Origin of the sequence: Streptomyces zingiberis, from assembly GCF_012034935.1 — a bacterium.
Classification (GTDB): domain Bacteria; phylum Actinomycetota; class Actinomycetes; order Streptomycetales; family Streptomycetaceae; genus Streptomyces; species Streptomyces zingiberis.
Genome location: NZ_JAATEN010000006.1, coordinates 133,602 through 150,520 on the forward strand (window position 1 = coordinate 133,602; position 16,919 = coordinate 150,520).

The 16,919-nt window shown below is 73.5% G+C and carries 12 protein-coding genes and 1 pseudogene; 5 read left to right on the forward strand and 8 right to left on the reverse strand.

Going from position 1 to position 16,919, the window contains the following annotated elements; translation table 11 throughout:
- Position 1: 1 nt before the first annotated feature.
- From HCK00_RS10025 to HCK00_RS10045, 5 genes and pseudogenes are all read right to left on the reverse strand, one after another.
- Complete coding sequence (locus HCK00_RS10025; RefSeq protein ID WP_206320150.1) at positions 2–1,312, reverse strand: helix-turn-helix domain-containing protein; 1,311 nt, start codon at positions 1,310–1,312, stop codon at positions 2–4.
- A gap of 328 nt (positions 1,313–1,640) precedes the next feature.
- Positions 1,641–3,281, reverse strand: coding sequence for an erythromycin esterase family protein (locus HCK00_RS26910; RefSeq protein WP_206320151.1), 1,641 nt, complete (start codon positions 3,279–3,281; stop codon positions 1,641–1,643).
- 195 nt (positions 3,282–3,476) lie between these two features.
- Entirely contained in the window at positions 3,477–4,598 is a 1,122-nt protein-coding gene (locus HCK00_RS10035) for a DUF5954 family protein (RefSeq protein WP_168101470.1), read from the reverse strand.
- 388 nt (positions 4,599–4,986) lie between these two features.
- Positions 4,987–6,021 (reverse strand): annotated as a pseudogene (locus tag HCK00_RS10040) (glycoside hydrolase family 10 protein); the annotation flags it as partial.
- 660 nt (positions 6,022–6,681) lie between these two features.
- A complete protein-coding gene (locus HCK00_RS10045) occupies positions 6,682–8,118 on the reverse strand; it encodes a glycoside hydrolase family 10 protein (protein ID WP_168101472.1) in 1,437 nt (478 codons plus the stop codon).
- Positions 8,119–8,891: 773 nt separating this feature from the next.
- Between HCK00_RS10045 and HCK00_RS10050 the strand changes: the two genes are divergently transcribed.
- The 3 genes from HCK00_RS10050 to HCK00_RS10060 all read left to right on the forward strand — a co-directional run bounded on the left by HCK00_RS10050 (position 8,892) and on the right by HCK00_RS10060 (position 12,571).
- On the forward strand, positions 8,892–9,290 hold the full coding sequence (locus HCK00_RS10050) for an SH3 domain-containing protein (RefSeq protein ID WP_168101473.1): 399 nt from the start codon (positions 8,892–8,894) through the stop codon (positions 9,288–9,290).
- 309 nt (positions 9,291–9,599) lie between these two features.
- Positions 9,600–11,108 (forward strand): FtsW/RodA/SpoVE family cell cycle protein, encoded by a 1,509-nt coding sequence (locus tag HCK00_RS10055; protein WP_168101474.1) that lies wholly within the window; start codon positions 9,600–9,602, stop codon positions 11,106–11,108.
- Complete coding sequence (locus HCK00_RS10060; RefSeq protein ID WP_168101475.1) at positions 11,105–12,571, forward strand: peptidoglycan D,D-transpeptidase FtsI family protein; 1,467 nt, start codon at positions 11,105–11,107, stop codon at positions 12,569–12,571. The genes HCK00_RS10055 and HCK00_RS10060 overlap by 4 nt, the downstream gene beginning before the upstream one ends.
- Before the next feature lie 47 nt (positions 12,572–12,618).
- Here the strand turns inward: HCK00_RS10060 and HCK00_RS10065 are convergent, their stop codons facing one another.
- Complete coding sequence (locus HCK00_RS10065) at positions 12,619–13,023, reverse strand: DUF397 domain-containing protein (RefSeq protein ID WP_168101476.1); 405 nt, start codon at positions 13,021–13,023, stop codon at positions 12,619–12,621.
- A 9-nt stretch (positions 13,024–13,032) separates the two neighbouring features.
- A complete protein-coding gene (locus HCK00_RS10070) occupies positions 13,033–13,920 on the reverse strand; it encodes a helix-turn-helix domain-containing protein (protein ID WP_168101477.1) in 888 nt (295 codons plus the stop codon).
- A 259-nt stretch (positions 13,921–14,179) separates the two neighbouring features.
- On the opposite strand from HCK00_RS10070, the gene HCK00_RS10075 reads away from it, so the two are divergent.
- Positions 14,180–14,635 (forward strand): ATP-binding protein, encoded by a 456-nt coding sequence (locus HCK00_RS10075; RefSeq protein WP_168101478.1) that lies wholly within the window; start codon positions 14,180–14,182, stop codon positions 14,633–14,635.
- Positions 14,636–14,785: 150 nt separating this feature from the next.
- Here the strand turns inward: HCK00_RS10075 and HCK00_RS10080 are convergent, their stop codons facing one another.
- Positions 14,786–15,730, reverse strand: coding sequence for an ADP-ribosylglycohydrolase family protein (locus tag HCK00_RS10080; RefSeq protein ID WP_206320152.1), 945 nt, complete (start codon positions 15,728–15,730; stop codon positions 14,786–14,788).
- 219 nt (positions 15,731–15,949) lie between these two features.
- On the opposite strand from HCK00_RS10080, the gene HCK00_RS10085 reads away from it, so the two are divergent.
- Entirely contained in the window at positions 15,950–16,879 is a 930-nt protein-coding gene (locus HCK00_RS10085; protein ID WP_168101480.1) for an AurF N-oxygenase family protein, read from the forward strand.
- Positions 16,880–16,919: the final 40 nt, after the last annotated feature.

Below are 16,919 nucleotides of genomic sequence, written 5' to 3' on the forward strand. Positions count from 1 at the left end.
ATCAGGTGGGGATGGTGGGCAGTGCCGCGCTCAGCCGGGGCGACAGTTCCCGGGCCGAGGCGTTGCGCGGGTGACGGGCGAGGGTGCGCGCCACCCGCCGCAGATCGGCGGCGACGGTGGCGGAACTGACGGTGGTGGTGTGGTCGAGCAGATCCGCGGTCAGCGCGCAGGCGTGGTCGATCTCTCCGGCCGCCGCGGTGGCCAGCGCCCGCCGCACTCCGTAACGGACCCGGGTACGGAGGGCGTGTTCGGGCACCTGTGCCAGCTGACGGCCCAGGACGTCGGCGGCCTCCGCGGGCCGCCCGAGATCGTGGAGGCACCACCCGGTGATCATCGACACGGGATCGGAGAGGTGCGTGGTGCCGATCACCGGGGTGTCCGTGTCGGCCCCGGAAGAGGAGAGCAGTTCACGAGCCCGGTCCAGGCAGCGCATACAGGCGTCGTAGTCCCCCGCCAGCGCGTGGCCCTGGGCTTCGCGCTGCGCGGCCAGACCACGGATACGCGGAGGGAGCGCGCCCTCCTGGGCCCGGGCGGCCAGGTCGATGGTCTGCCGGGCGTCGTCCTGGTAGAGGGTGACGAGGGCGCGTCGGACCTGGGCGTATGCGGCCAGGTGCCGGTCCCCTCCCGCCGCGGCCAGTTCGACGGCTCGCCGCGTCCACCACAGAGCGGCGCGATCGTCCCCGGTTTCCTGAACCAGCCAGCCCACGTACTCGGCGTAGCGCGAGCCCATCCTCAGCAAGGCGGGGCGGGTGCGGGCCCCGCCATGGGCCGCCGTCTCCCGCAGGGTGTGGGTCTGGGCGATGAGCGCGGGGAGCAGGAGCCGTGGGTCGGCGGTCTGCCCGAGTCGCCGGTAGTGGTCGAACAGGGAACGCGACATCTCCAGCAGCGGCTCCCCCGAACTCTCCGCGTGGGCACCCGATGTGCCCAGGCCCAGACCGACCACCGAGGCCGCGCCCGCGGCCACGGCCTGGCGCCGGCCCATCGGCCGGAACCAGCTCCGCCCGTCGGTGGACAACTCCATGACCCACACCTCCTCCTGTGGTTCGCTTCCCGGCTCCGCCTCGGCACCCGCTGCCGGACGGAGAGGTACCAGCGCCGCCAGTGCGCCCCCGGCGTCGAGCGCCGTGTCGCACAGCCGGGCGAGTTCGTGGCTCGGGGCCTTGCCGCCACGTTCGACCTTGCTCAACTGGCCTTTGCTGTAGTGCACCCGGCCTGCCAGGCCGGTCAGGGTGAGCCCCGCGGCAAGCCGTCGCCGCCGGAGTTCCGGTCCGAAGCCGCCGGACGGCTGGATCTGCTGGATCTGCTGGACCAACGTCGACCTCCGTCACCGCCGTCCGTCCCGGCCGGCCGAGTGACGCCGCCTGTAGCGTGCGCCGGACGGCACCGGACGAACAAGGCGAATGCCCTTGTTTCCCGTTTCCAGTTCCGAGACCCCAGGTCAGCAGTGGGGCGCGGCGCTGTCGAGACCGCGCGGCGCGGAGGCGCGGTCTCCGGAGCGCGGGGTGTGACGGGGGGTGACGACGCGCGCGGCGCGACGGTCGATGACCGCCGCGCCGCTTCCCTGATCACGGTGGGCCGCACCGCGCGCGTGAGGCACCGGAGGAAGTGCGAGCCGGAGCACCGGACCCCGGGCGTCCGTGTCAGTTCTCCGGGAGGAGGTCCGACGCGTGGACGGAGTGGAGGTGGATCAGGATGTCGTGGTTGCGGGAGAGCGCGATGGGGCGCGCCGGGTCGGGGTAGGCCGTGCCGATGCTGCGGGTGGGGTGCTCGGTGGCGAGCCAGGCGCGGGCGGGGCCGCGGGCGGTGCGGAGGTCCAGGACGTAGTCGCGGTGGCGGACGCGGTCCAGCAGGTGTTCGGTGGTGCCGGGGGCGGCGGGGCCCGCCGTGTGGGCCTTGAGCCGGCCGTCCGCCGTGTCGTACGCCTGGAGTGATCCGCGCTCGAAGGTCAGGCCCGCGCTGACGTAGCGGGCGCCGAGACGGTCGCGGAGGAAGGCGCCCTGCATCTTCGGGTACGAGCGGTCGTACGGCTGGTAGCCGACGTGCGCGTTGTGCGCGGAGAGCAGGGTCTTGCCCCCGGTGAGCCGGTTCCACCGGATGACGGTGTCGGCCATCACCCGGTCCCGGTAGCGCATCGCGTCCGCCGACCCGGCCTCGTCGTCGAGGTCGTGGGCGTAGAAACGGGCGGTCCGGTGGATCGCGCGGGCGTCCTCGACGGCCAGGTCGTGGGCGCGCCGGGCAGCCGGCCCGGCGGCGGGTTCGCTCCGTTCCAGCAGGCGGAGGGCTTCGCGCGTGCGGGCGGCGTTCGCCTTCCGCTCCGCGAGGGGACGGGCCGGGTACTCCGCCATCCAGGTCCCCGCGCCGGTCTCCGGGCGCAGACCCCGGTGGAGCCCGGTGATCGTGGGGAGGAGACCGGGGTGGGTGGCGGACACGTACGCCCGGAGCCGGTCGTGGAGTTCGGGGCCGGCCCAGCCCAGGTCGTCCCCGGCGAAGCGGACGGGGTCGCCGGGGTGGCGGCGGTTGTGGTCGCGCATCCAGTGGATCAGGTCCAGGTACTCCTGCGTGTTCCACAGGCGGTAGGAGCCCTGGAACTCCTCGCGGAGGATCCGGCGCGGGTCGCCGGCGCCGGTCCGGACGTACGTGTCCAGCCGGAGGCCGGTGCTCCAGCTCGCCTCCAGGGCGAAGGTGCGGAACCCCTTCTCCCGCACGAGGTGGCGGAAGACCCGGTGCTTGAGCTGGAAGAACTCACGGGAGCCGTGGGTGGCCTCGCCCAGGCCCACGACCTCGGCGCCGCCCACCATGCGGCTCAGCGGGCGAAGGTCGGCGTCCGCGCCACGGGGCTCGGTGGTGCGCAGGGGATGGGCGGTGCGTTCCAGCGCCGCGACGACGGCGGTCTCGGTGGATCCGGCCGCCTCCGTGAACCCGGCGGAACCGGCGGACCCGGCGGACCCGGCGGACCCGGTGCTCGCGGTGGCGGGGACCGCGGATGCGTGCGGGGGTGCGGCGCTCAGCAGGGTGGCGAGGGAGAGCAGAAGGGTGAGGGCCGCGGCGGTGCGGTGACGCCGGATGCCACCGGGCCGGGCGGGCCGGGCGGGCCGGGCGGGCTGGGCAAGCCGGGCGGGCCGGGCGGGCCGGGCGGGCCGGGCAAGCCGGGCGAGCCGGGCGGGCCGGGCAAGCCGGGCGAGCCGGGCGGGCCGGGCAAGCCGGGCGGGCCGGGCGGGCCGGGAAGCGGCGGGGGCGTACGGGGCGGTGGGGACTGCTGGGGTCGTGCCGTGGCGTGTCATGCCGTCAGACTGGCCCGGCGCGGCGGGGGCCCACCAACCGTCCGCCACCCCGGTGGTGGGTGGTGCCGGCACCACCCGCCACCGGGTGCGCGCGGGCAGCGGGCGGGCCGGCCCGCGGCTGCGCCGCCGCGGGCCGGCCGCCGGCCGGTCCGGCCCGTTCGGGCCGGTCGGGCCGGTCACCCCGGCCCCCGCCGGTCAGGCCTTCCCGTCCGGCCCATCCACCCCCTTCGCGCCGTCGCCCCCGGTACCCTCGGCACCCTCGGCGCCACCGGTGACTTCGTCGCCCTCGTCGTCCTCGTCGTCCTCCTCCCAGAGGCCCTGCTCCTTGAGCTGCTGGACGTGGACCTTGATGGGCGGTTCGGGGTCGAAGTCCGACGGGCGCGGGGTCTCCGGGCCGTCCGGGCCGACGCGGACGAGCCGTTCGACGCGGGCCACGCGGTAGCGCACGCCCGCGACGGTCACCTCGTCGAGCCGTTCCTCGGCCATCCGGGCGCCCGCGGCGGCGAACTCGGCGTGCAGTTCGGGTGTCATCTTCCGGAACTGGGCGAAGAACGGACCGCCCCAGTGGGCGGCCACGCCGTCCCGCGCGGCCTGCGGGCTGTAGGCGGTGCCGTCGGTGTCGGGGCGCCAGTGCCCGTCGGAGTCCTCCGCGATCATGAAAGTCGGGGGGAGGAGGACCCCGCCGGGGTGGGTGTGCAGGGCCCGCCGGGAGTCGGCGCGCATGTCGTCCGGGACGGTGCCCTCGGCGCGGACCATGGACAGGAGTTCGGTCTTGAGGATCCCCTCCGACATGCCGGTGGCGGTGGTGGTGTCGATGACGAAACCGACGGAGGGGTCGGGGTGGTGGTGGGACTCGCCGGGTTCGGCGGGGTCGGGGTCGGAGGGGCGGGGCGGCTCGGGTCCCTCGGGGCCCAGGCGGATGAACCGCTCGGCCCGCACGATGCGGTACCGGGTGCCCAGCACCGTCATGTCGTCGATCACCTCCCAGTCCAGCCGCTCCGCCGCCTTCAGGCAGGTGTCGCGCACGGCGGTGTCGCCTTCGGCCTCGCCCAGGTCACGGGCCATCAGCCGGAAGACGGCGCCCAGGCTGTCGCGCGCACCCTGCGGTGCGGTGTTGCAGAAGTACGGCCGGATTTCCCAGCCGCCTTCCTCACGCTCGACCGCGATGCCGAAGATGGGGGCGCCGGCCGAGCGGATCTCCGGGTACGCCTCTCGCGCCTCCCATGCCTCCAGGTCCGCCATGGCGGCGACCGGATTCTCCAGGGCGGTCACCCGGACGGTTCGGTACGCGGGGTTCTGCTCGTCAAACTGATTCACGCGCTCAGCATGGACGGCGGGCCGGGGTGAGAACAGCAGGATCCTCGCGTATCCCTCGTACAGTTGGATTCTGTCGGCCCCCGTCGGATATCTGTCCTATTCGGCGCGGGAGCCACGGGAAGCCGGAGGCCGGTACGGGCGCGTGAGGGGCGGGGCCGGTCCGGGCGACGGACGAGGGGCGCCGGGACGCGACGGTGACGGTGACGGGACGCGGCGGGAACGCGCGGCATCCCCGGGCCCCCGGACCCCCGAACGCCACGGCGGCGCGGGCCGCGGGCGCACACGCGAACGGCGCGGCGACCGTGGGGGATCGCCGCGCCGCGCGCGGTGCCGTGGGCGGTACGCCGTCCGCGGGGACGACGAGGCCCGCCGGCCGGTGTCAGCGGTTCAGTTCCTCCAGCACCGCGTTGTACGCGGGCTTCTTGTTGTAGTTCCGGTCGAACAGCAGCGGGGTCTGGTCGGCGCGCCAGGAGTAGTGGTCCGGGATGCCCCAGACGGTGATCCCGGTGCAGCGGGAGACGTTGAGGCAGGCCCGCGTGACCGTGCGGTAGGACTCCGCCTGCTGCTGGCCGGAGCCGGCGATGTCCAGCTCGGTGATCTGGACGTCCACCCCGAGGTTGGCGAAGCTCTGGAGGGTGGTCTGGTAGTTGCCGGGCACCGGGCTCTGGTTGTTGAAGTGCGACTGGAGACCGACGCAGTCGATGGGCACGCCACGGTTCTTGAAGTCGCGGACCATGTTGTACACGGCCTGCGTCTTGGCGTGGCTCCAGTCGTCGGTGTTGTAGTCGTTGTAGCAGAGCTTCGCGTTGGGGTCGGCCTGCCGGGCGGTGCGGAACGCCTCCTCGATCCAGCCGTTGCCCAGCCGCTGCTGGAACACCGAGTTGCGCCGGGCGCCGCTGCCGCCGTCCTCGAACGCCTCGTTCACCACGTCCCAGGAGTGGATCTGGCCCCGGTAGCGGCCGGCGAGCTGGTTGATGTGGTTGTTCATCGCCGACCGGAGGTTGTTCGTGTCCAGCCCCTGGACCCAGCCGGGGAGCTGGGAGTGCCAGACCAGCGTGTGCCCGCGGACCATCTTGCCCTGGCCGCGCGCGTGGTTGACGATCCGGTCGGCGTTGCCGAACTGGAAGTTGCCGCGGGAGGGCTCGGTGGCGTCCCACTTCATCTCGTTCTCCGCGGTGACGCTGTTGAACTCGCGGTTCAGCGTCGTCACGTAGTTCGACTCGCCGAGGCGGTGGTTGGCGACGGCGGCGCCGAAGTACCGGCCCTTCTCGGCCGCCGACTGGCCGAGGGTGGTGCCCGCGGCGGCCGTGCCGGCCGTGGCGAGCACGCCGCTCGCGGCGAGGAGACCGGCCAGCCCGAGGACGACCGCCTTCCGGGCGCCCGATCCGGGACGTCCGCGTACGGCTGACGAAACGTTGATCATTGGTGCCCCTTCTTCCGGGGTGGCGGACGGAGGTGGAGGAGCCGTCCGCTGTGGGGGTGGGATGACCGGTGCGCCGTTCCGGTCCCCGCCGTTCCCCGAGGGCGCGGTGAACGGAGGAAACCATGGCGGTCGGCAACGATCGCTCCGGAGTATGGCGGCGGCTCCGAGGGGGCGTCAACGCTCATTTCCGGAAGTTTTCGATGGGGTGACGGGGCCGATCGGACCGCCCTGCCGGTCTGAGCTGGAGAGCTGTACACGGGGAAGCGGCTGTACCGATGACGGAGATACGCCGGGCGCCCGCCTTCCCGGCAAGTTTCCGTTAGACGGCCCTGGGGCTCCGCACCGTTGTGGCCGGAGTCCGACCGGCGCCGAAGCGGACGACCGTCCGTGGCCTGCGGAATCACCGCCCAGGGGTGGCCGGCGACGGGTGGCGCCGTTCCGGAAGGCCCTGCGTCGGCCTTCCGGACGAGTCTGTCCCGGGGAACGCCGGTTCGGCGGATCAGCGGTGCCTGCGGCAACCCGGCCCGGCCGGTCCGCACGTCACGTCCCGGCCGGACCGGCCGGTTCCGGTCACCCGCCGGGGACGGGCGGGTGACCGGAGGTGGCGGGACCCGCCGCGGCGTGGGGGGAGGATCCGCGGCGGGTGGGCGCGGGGCCCGGTCAGGAGACCGAGCAGGCACCGATCCTGGGCTGGGACCAGTTGCCGTTCGCCATCACCGTGAAGCCGAAGCTGGTGGAGGATCCGGCGGACAGGGTGCCGTTGCCGTTCGGCCGCATCGTCATGACGTTGCCGCTGCCGTCCCAGGTGGGACTGCCGTTCCAGGTGGAGGAGATCCGCTGCGGCGAGGCCACGGTGACGGGCACCGACCAGCCGCTGATCGGCCCCCCGGTCGCGGTGACGGTCACCTGGCCGTTGAAGCGGTCGCCCCAGCGGTCGGTCTGGGTGTAGGTGGCCGTGCAGGTCGCGCCGTTGCCGCCGTCGTCACCACCGCCGTCGTCACCGCCGCCGTCGTCACCGCCGGAGTTGCTCCCGCCGAGTGCTTCCAGCACCGCGGTGTAGGCGGCCTTCTTGTTGTAGTTCCGGTCGAACAGCAGCGGGGTGTCGCCGGAACGCCAGGAGTAGTGGTCCGGGATGCCCCAGACGGTGATGCCGTTGCAGCGGGAGACCGCCAGGCACGCCTGGGTGATGCCGCGGTACTGCTCCGCCTGCTGCTGGCCGGAGCCGGCGATGTCCAGCTCGGTGATCTGGACGTCCACCCCCAGGTCGGCGAAGTTCTGAAGAGTGGTGTGGTAGTTGCTCGGGACCGGGTTGCCGCTGTTGAAGTGGGCCTGGAAGCCGACGCAGTCGATGGGCACGCCACGGGACGTGAAGTCCCGGACCATGGCGTAGACGGCCTGCGTCTTGGCGTGGCTCCAGTTGTCGGTGTTGTAGTCGTTGTAGCAGAGCTTGGCGTTCGGGTCGGCCTGCCGCGCGGTGCGGAACGCCTCCTCGATCCAGCCGTTGCCCAGCCGCTGCTGGAACACCGAGTTCCGCCGCGCCCCGCTGGAGCCGTCCTCGAACGCCTCGTTCACCACGTCCCAGGAGTCGATCTGGCCCCGGTAATGGGCCATCACCTGGTTGATGTGGTTGTTCATCGCCGATCGCAGGTCATTGGTCTGGAGGTTCTGCACCCAGCCGGGAAGCTGGGAGTGCCAGACCAGGGTGTGCCCGCGCAGCTTCATGCCCTGGCCACGTGCGTGACTGGCGATGCGGTCCGCGGTGGCGAACTGGAAGCTGTTCCGGTTCGGCTCCAGCGCGTCCCACTTCATCTCGTTCTCGGCGGTGACGCTGGTGAACTCGCGGTTCAGGGTGGACACGTAGGTCGACTCACCGAGGTGGTTGGCGGCCACGGCGGCGCCGAAGTAGCGGCCCTTCTCGGCCGCCGCGGCGCCCAGGGTGCTCGCCGCCTCCGCGGTGGAGGCGGTGGCGACCAGGCCGGTGGAGGCGAGGACGGCGGCGGCCCCGAGGACGGCCGCGCGGCGGAGCTGCCGCAGGACGCGGGATCGCGTGGGTCTTCCGGACCGGCCGGCCCGTTCGGCCGGCGCATGACTGTTCATGACTGCCCCTTCTTCCGGGGACCGGACGGGAGTGGAGGAACCGTCCGGGCATGGTGGGTGGGACCGGCCGCTTCTCGCGGGACGCCGTCCGTTCCGTGGGGGACCCGTGGGGGAGGGGAAGGAACGCCCGGCGCGGTGCGCTCATCGGTCGGCCGATCCGGAGTATGGCCACACCACTGACACAGCGTCAACGATAGTTTCCGGAAAATTTTCAGCGGGGCAACCTGGGGGTTATCCCCGAATGCCCGAGATTGACCAGGGGGTACTGCGAGCCAAGGTGCGGTTGAACTGCGAACTTCAGCGGATCCCGTGATTCGATTTCCGGAATTTTCGGCGGCTCGACCCTTTCTTTACCTTCACCTCCGGCCCAGACCTTCCCCCACAGGGGATGCAGCCCGCCGCCACCTGGCCCTTCCTTCGACGCTCCCGGCCGGCGAAGGGCGCTCACCGCGGCACACCTTCCGGAAGGCCCCGTCGACCGCCTCACTCACCCCCGAGGATCACCGGCCCCCTCCAGCCACCGAGCCGCCCCGGCGGGCCACCGGCACCGGGCCCGGCGCCACCGGGGTCGGCACCTCCGCCGCGACCACCTCCGGCGGGGCCGCCGCCCACTCGCGCCGGAGCGTGACAGGTTGCGGGCGCACGGTGACCGATTTAGCGTCATTTACACCGGTTGATAACGGTCAACGAAGTCCACGCGTCAGCCGGTCAGCCGAGACCACTCCGCCCGTTCCCCGGAGGCCGGGCACTCCCCGCCACAGGAGGCATCGCAGATGCTGCAGTCCACGTTCCGCAAGATCGCGGTCGGCGTCGCCACCGGCGCGCTCGCCGCTCTCACCGCCGCCGCCCCGGCCGTCGCGGCCACCGCGGCGGCCCCGGTCACCGCCCCCACCGGTGGTGGCTGGGACCACCCCCGCGGTGACCACGACGGCCACCACCTCTACAAGGGCCGCGTCATCGCGCACTCCGGCCTGCTGCTGCGCTCGGCGCCCAACCAGGGCGGCCGTGTCGTCGGCTCCAAGCCCTACGGCGCCATCGTGAAGATCAAGTGCAAGGTCAACGGCCAGAACATCGACGGCAACCCGCGCTGGTACCTGCTGGCGGACGGTCAGTACGCCTTCGCCTCGGCCCGCTACATCGAGAACATCGGGCCGGCCCCGCGCTGGTGCTGACGGCACCCCGGCCGTGACGGCCCGCCGGCCGCGTGACCCGTACGGCCTCACTCCGCCGCACCCCCCGCGCACCGCGTGCACGGGGGGTGCGGCGGGTGCGGCGGTGCGGGACACGACGGCCCCCGCGCCCCCGGGCGGGCGCCGCTCCCGGGCGTGCGCCGGCCAGGGCGCACCGGGCCCCGCCCGGCATAGGTCACGGAGCCCGCGGGCAGGGTTACGTCCACCGCGGGCGGCCGGCCCAGGACCGAGGGCCGCCGTCGGCTCCGACGGCGCGTCGGAACTCTCCCGAAGTGGGTGACGCTCTCCGGTATGGCCGCATCGACAGCGGGTCCTCCCCCGGACGGTCCGGGCGCGTCCCTGCACACCGATCCGGCGGAATCGCCGCCTCCGCCGGTGCGGCACCCCCGGCGGCGCGGCACCGAACTGCTGCTCCTGCTGATCGCGGTCCTGATCTCCGGTTACGGCTACGTCGAGGTCGGCCTGGCCACCGGCGGTGCCGTGCCGGCGGGCGCCGCGGGCTACGGCGCCGGTCTCGGGCTGCTCGCCCTCCTCGCCCATGGGGCCGTACGGCTGCGCGCCGGTTACGCCGATCCGCTGCTGCTGCCCATCGCCGTGCTGCTCAACGGGATCGGCCTGGTGCTGATCTACCGGCTCGACCTGGCCACCCCGTCCGACGAGGCGGCGCCCACCCAGCTCGTCTGGTCCGCGCTCGGCGTCGGCCTCTTCACCGCCGTCGTGCTCCTGCTCCGGGACCACCGGACGCTCCAGCGCTACGCCTATCTGAGCGTCGCCACCGCCCTCGTCCTGCTGGTGGTGCCGATCTTCTTCCCCGCGGTCAACGGCGCCAGGATCTGGATCCGGGCCGGAGGGCTCTCCTTCCAGCCCGGCGAGTTCGCCAAGATCCTGCTCGCGATCTTCTTCGCCGCCTATCTGGCCGTCAACCGGCATGCCCTGGCCTACACCGGGCGCCGGATCCGGAAGCTCCAGTTCCCCACCGCCCGGGTGCTGGGCCCGGTGCTCACCATCTGGCTCGCCAGCGTCGGCGTGCTCGTCCTCGAACGCGACCTGGGCACCTCGCTGCTCTTCTTCGGCCTCTTCGTCGTCCTGCTCTACGTGGCCACGGGCCGCACCGGCTGGATCGCGGTCGGGCTGCTGCTGGCCGCCGCGGGCGCCGTCGCCGTCGGCTCCCTCGAACCCCATGTGCACAGCCGGGTGGAGAACTGGCTGCACCCCTTCGCGTCCATCGAGGCCGGGGAGGGCGCGGGCCAGCTCGCCCAGACCTACTTCGCCTTCGCCTCGGGCGGGCTGCTGGGCAGCGGACTCGGCCAGGGGGACTCCATCCTCATCGGCTTCGCCGCCAAGTCCGACTTCATCCTCGCCACCGCGGGCGAGGAGCTGGGCCTGGCCGGCCTCTTCGCGATCTTCCTGCTCTACGCGCTGCTGGTCGCCCGGGGGCTGCGCGCCGGGCTGGCCCAGCGCAACCCCTTCGGGCGGCTGCTGGCCACCGGTCTCGCCTCGATCGTCGCGCTCCAGGTCTTCGTCATCGCGGGCGGCGTGACGGGGCTGATCCCGCTCACGGGGATGGCGATGCCGTTCCTCGCCCAGGGCGGCTCGTCCGTGGTCACCAACTGGATCATCGTGGCGCTGCTCATCCGGATGAGCGACGCGGCCCGGCGCCCGGAACCGGCGCCGGAGGGACCGCCGGACGGACCGGCGGACGGGCCCGGGGACGGCACGGGGGCAGGACCGGCGCCGTCCGGGGGCGGCCCCGGCGGTGTGCCGGGCGGTGCCCCCGGCGGAGAGGGGAACCGAACGTGATCCGCCAGATCCGGCACCTGTCCGCGTTCTTCCTGCTCCTGCTGGTGGCGCTGCTGCTGAACGCCTCCCGGCTCCAGGTGGTGGACGCGGAGGAGTACCAGGACAACCCCGCCAACCGCCGCCAGAACATCGCCCGTTACAGCGCGCCGCGCGGGAACATCCTCGTCGGCGAGGAGTCCGTCACCGGCTCCCGCGACACCGGCGAGCGGCTGCGCTACGAACGCACGTACACCAACGGCCCGCTCTACGCGCCCGTCACCGGCTACGCCTCGCAGATCTACGGCACCGCCCTGCTGGAGGACGCCGAGGACGACGTCCTCTCCGGCGCCGACCCCCGGCTGGCGGCCTTCCCCGGCTTCTCCCTGTGGCACGCGCTCACCCGGGAGCGGGAGGCCGCCGGTGACGTGCACACCACCATCGACCCCGCCGTGCAGCGCGCCGCCGCCGACGGGCTGGGCGGCGCGCGGGGCGCCGTCGCCGCCCTCGAACCCGGCACGGGGAAGATCCTCGCCCTGGTCTCCAGCCCCTCCTACGACCCGGCGGAGATCTCCGGCAACGGCACGGCCGCCGCCGACGCCTGGCGGCGGCTCACCACCGCCGGTCAGCAGCCGATGCTCAACCGGGCGCTGCGCCAGACGTACCCGCCGGGCTCCACCTTCAAGGTGGTCACCGCCGCGGCAGCGCTGGACGCGGGGGTGGTGACGGACCCCGACGAGGCGACGGACTCCCCGTCCCCGTTCACCCTCCCCGGCACGGAAACCGAACTGACCAACGAGGCCCAGGGGTGCGAGAACGCCGATCTGCGGTACGCCATGGAGGTCTCGTGCAACACCGTCTTCGCGAAGCTGGGCGTGGAGACGGGGCTGGACCGGATGGCGGACGCGGCGGAGCGGTTCGGCTTCAACGACGACGGGCTGAGGGTGCCGTCCCGGGCCGCCACGTCCGTCTTCGACACCGACATGAACGACGCGCAGCTCGCCCTCTCCGCCATCGGGCAGTACGACACCGCCGCGACGCCGTTGCAGATGGCCATGGTCGCCTCGGCCGTGGCGGGCGGCGGGAAGCTGCGGCGGCCGTACCTGGTGGACCGGATCACCGACGCCGACGGCGACACCGTCTCCCGCACCCGCGCCCGCACCTACGACCGGGCGATGAGCGCGGACACGGCCCGGACACTGCGGGAGCTGATGCGCGGGGTGGTGGAGAACGGCACGGGGCGCAACGCCGCCCTCCCGGGCGCCGAGGTGGGCGGCAAGACCGGGACGGCGCAGCACGGCGTGGGCAACGAGGGCGTGCCGTACGCCTGGTTCATCTCCTGGGCGCGGGCCGACGGGGCGGAACAGCCGGCCGTGGCGGTCGCGGTGGTGGTCGAGGACGCGGCGGCCGACCGCGCGGACGTCAGCGGCGGGGGTGACGCGGCCCCGATCGCCCGCGCGGTGATGGCGGCGGCGCTGGGGCGGTGAGCACGGGCCGGGGCGCGCAGGGCGGGGGCCGCGCGGCGCCCCGGCCCTCACCGCGGGGGAGGCCCGGACGGGCGGGAGGGCCGGGGGACCTGGGCCGGCCGGGCGGGCCGGGAAGGCCAGGAGAGCGGGGAGGACCGGGCCGGGGGCGCGAGCCGTGCGAGGCGGGAGAGGCGGGTGAGGTCGTCGTACTCCCCGGCCTTGACGGCCCGGGTGAACGCCGTCCAGATGCGGGGCGCGACGGTCAGCACGGCGCCGGGCTCGTCGCTCTCGCGGAGATGCACGAGGCCCGCTCCGGAGCCGGGGCCGGGGCCCGCTCCGGAGTCCGATCCGGAGTCCGAGCCGGGGCCGATTCCGGGGCGGTCCGGGGATTTCTCCCTTCCGGCGGCGACCTCCACGCATTCGGTGTTCCCCGCGGTGCTGTACGAGGACTTGGTCCACGCGAGTTCGGGCATCGGCTCTCCCTACAGCTCGTACATGAGGTGCTGGATGAGGCTCAGCGAATCACGGCTCTCATGGGATTCCGGCGCCGTCTCGGGATCGACCGGGGCGAGTGCGAGAGCGCTGAGCCGCCGGAACATTCTTCCGTACTCGGCCAAGCGCCCGCCATCCCCGATGAATACAGGGCTTCCGAAAGTGTCCACATAAGCCGTGTCCAGTTCGGGGGACGCTCCGCCGAAGAGGACGAACGGCCCCGCGAAGGCCGGGTGCGCCCCCGCCGCGAACGGGAAGACCTGCAACGTGACCTGCGGCAACCGCGCCGTCTCGATGAGTTTCAGCAGTTGCCTGCGCATGGTGCGGGCGGAACCGACGCGGACCCTCAGCGCCGATTCGTGAACAATGGCGTGATACGGGACCGCGCCGGCCGTTTCCCGCTCCAGCACCCGCTGCCGGGCCAGTCTGAACCGCACATACCGGTCGACGTTTTCCCGGTCCTCCTCCAGGGTCGAGATGACCGCGTGCGCGTAGTCCGGGGTCTGCAGCATCCCGGGAATGAAGACGGGCTCGTGCATACGGATACCGGTGGCACGGGCCTCCAGTTCGGCCAGGTCCAGCAGGGAACGGCCGAGGATTTCCCCGTATTCGTCCCACCATCCTTTGCCGCGGTCATGTGCCATTTCCATCAGGCCGTCGAAGAACGGGCCTTCCGGGCAGCCGTAGGAACGCAGCAGCCGGTAGAGGCCGTTGCGCGGGACGTCCATCCGGCCCGCCTCGATGTGGCTGATCCGGGTGCGGTCGGCGTCGAGCAGCACCCCGGCCGCGTCACCGGAGAGCCCGGCCCGCCGCCGCAGCTTGCGGAGTTCGGCGCCGAGGCGGCGCTGCCGCTCGCTCGGCCGCGTCCTCGCTGCCATGTGGTCCTCCCTCGGCGATCCCGCGCAGTGTGACCGCCCCGGGGGAAAATGGTCCAACGATCGCCTGGGGGCCACTCTTCCGGGTGATCTTCTTCGTTCACGGTTGTAACTGGCTCATGCGTGACCGTAGGTTCGCAGCGCTTCACCGACTCGCCGCCCCGTGCGGCGACCGGCCTCCCGCGACCGGTGACCAGGCGCGGCCGGCCGCAGTGGTGCCGGTCACGCCCCTCCCCCGCCGGGCGTTCGCCAGGAGGCCGTCATGCTCGCCACCCCCACCCCCGACTGTTCCCTCGTCTTCCCGCCCGACCCCGTCTGGGTGCGCGCCGCGCGGGAGGCCGTCCGTGCGCTGCTGGCGGCGGCCGGCCGTCCCGATCTGACGGGGCCGGCCCTGCTGCTCACCTCCGAGGTGGTGACGAACGCCGTCAACGCCTGCCGCAGCAAAGGCTGCACGACGCCGGTGACGGTCTTCGCGGAATGGCTGGGCACCTCCCCGGGCCGGCTCCGGGTCCTGGTGCACGACGAGGCACCGGGGCTCCCGGTGCGCCGCACCCCCCGCCCGGACGAGGAGTCGGGACGCGGCCTGCTGCTGATCTCGGCCGGGGCGGACGACTGGGGCGTGTACCGGCACGGCCCGGGAGAGGGCAAGGCGACCTGGTTCGAGCTGGGCGTGCGCGAGACGGAGGCCGTCCCGGTCCGGCCCGGGCAGCCGGCCTGATACGCCACCCCCGCCGCTGCCCCCGCCCCACCCCGCCGCCGTACCGGGCCCGGCTCCCGGCCGGCGGCCGGGGACCCCGGCATCCGGGTCCCCCAGCCGCCCGGATTCCCCAGCCGCCCGGATCCGCCCGGCGCCGGCGCACCGGCCGGGTCAGGCCGCGAAGGCCGGCGGCAGGGGTTCCGCCCGCTCCCGCCACGCCGCCGGCACGTCGGCCACGCCGGTCCGCCCGCCGACGACCCCGCCCGCGATGGCACAGGTCGTGTCCACGTCGCCCAGCCCGGCCGCCGTGGCCCACAGCGCCTCGGTGAGGTCCTCCGGGTGGCCCGCGGCGCACCAGAGGGCGAACGGCACGGTGTCGTCGGCGCGGAGGCGGTACCCGCTGCCCAGCGCCGCCGCGGCGGCGGCCGGTGCGGTGCCCGGGGCCAGCCCGGCGGCGCGCAGCAGACCGTCCCGCACGGCTCCGTGCGGGGTGTGGCCGGCCACCTCGGCGAGCAGTTCGGCCCGCGCGGGCGGCTCGCGGTCGCGGTCCGCGGTGAGCGCTGCGGCCACGGCGACGGCCACGGCTCCCGCGACGCCCTCCGGGTGCGCGTGCGTGACCTGGGCCGAGAGCGCGGCCTGCGCGGCGGCGCGCTCCGGGTCGCCCGCGTACCAGGCGCCGAGCGGTGCGACGCGCATGGCCGCGCCGTTGCCCAGGCTGCCCTGGCCGCCGAAGAGCGCGTCCGCCTTCTCCCGCCAGAGGTCCGGCGTCTCCGCCAGCAGCGGCAGGAGCTGGTGCATTCCGCTGCCGTAGCCACGGCCGGAGTCGGCGGTGTAGCGTTCGCCGAACTCACGCGCGAGCTCCGCCTGCTCCACCTCACCCTGCCGGTCCAGGACGGCGAAGACGGCGAGGGCCATCGCGGTGTCGTCCGTCCAGGGCCAGTGGCGGGGCTCCGGCAGCCGCCGTTCCCGGATGGCCCCGGCGACGTTCCCCGGGCCGTGGCTCAGCGGGAACCAGCGTTCGCCGAAGGAGTCGCCGAGGGCGAGAGCGCTGAGGCTGTCGTGCGCGGCGGCGCGGTCGCCGGTTCCGGGACCGCCCGGCGGGGTGTCGGTCGTCATGGGGCACATGGTGTCAGCCGCGGGGCCCGGTGGCACGGGGCCGGCGGCCCGCTCCCGCGCGTGGCGCCGGGCGCCCGTCCGGGCACCACCCGGTCCGCGGCGATCACCACCCCTTCACATCCGGCGGACACCCTCCACGGCCAAGGGTGTTGACCCTTGCTGACAAAAAGTCTCATAGTTGAGTACCGCGGGTAACTCACAAGCGAGGTGGCCGACAGCATGACGATCACGACCGGGACAGCGGCGCAGCGGGACGCCCTCGGGGAGTTGAAGGACCGCGAGCAGGTGGCGCGGCGGCTGCTCGACGCCTCCGCCAAGCACTCCTTCGACCCGGAGACCGAACTCGACTGGGACGCCCCCTTCGTGGAAGGGCTCTGGTACTGGCCGCCGGAACTGGTGTCGCTCTACGGCACCCCGCTGTGGGAGCGGATGTCCGAGGAGCAGCGTATCGACCTCTCCCGGCACGAGGCGTGCTCGCTCGCCTCGCTGGGCATCTGGTTCGAAATCATCCTGATGCAGCTGCTCACCCGGCACATCTACGACAAGCCGGCGACGAGTTCGCATGTGCGCTACGCCCTCACCGAGATCGAGGACGAGTGCCGCCACTCCAAGATGTTCGCACGGCTGATCGAGCGGAGCGGCACCCCGGTCTACCCGGTGAGCCGCTTCCACCACGGGCTCGGCCGGGCGTTCAAGACGGTCTCCACCACCCCCGGTTCGTTCACGGCGACCCTGCTCGGCGAGGAGATCCTCGACTGGATGCAGCGGCTGACCTTCCCCGACGAGCGGGTCCAGCCGCTGCTGCGCGGCGTCACCCGGATCCACGTCGTGGAGGAGGCGCGGCACGTCCGGTACGCCCGCGAGGAACTGCGCCACCAGATGCTCACCGCGTCGCGCTACAGCCGCGGGTTCACGCGGATCAGCTCGGGCGTGTTCTCCCAGGTCTTCTCCAAGGCGTTCATCAACCCCGAGGTCTACACCCAGGTCGGCCTGGACCAGAAGGAGGCCCTGGCGCAGGTGGCGGCGAGCGACCACCGGCGCGATGTCATGCAGACCGGGGCGAGGAAACTCACCGAGTTCCTGGACGAGATCGGCGTGCTGCGCGGTGTGGGCCGCCGGATGTGGAAGGGCTCCGGCCTGTTCGCCTGACGGGGGCCGCGCGGGGGCCGCGCAGGGGCCAGGCACGGAC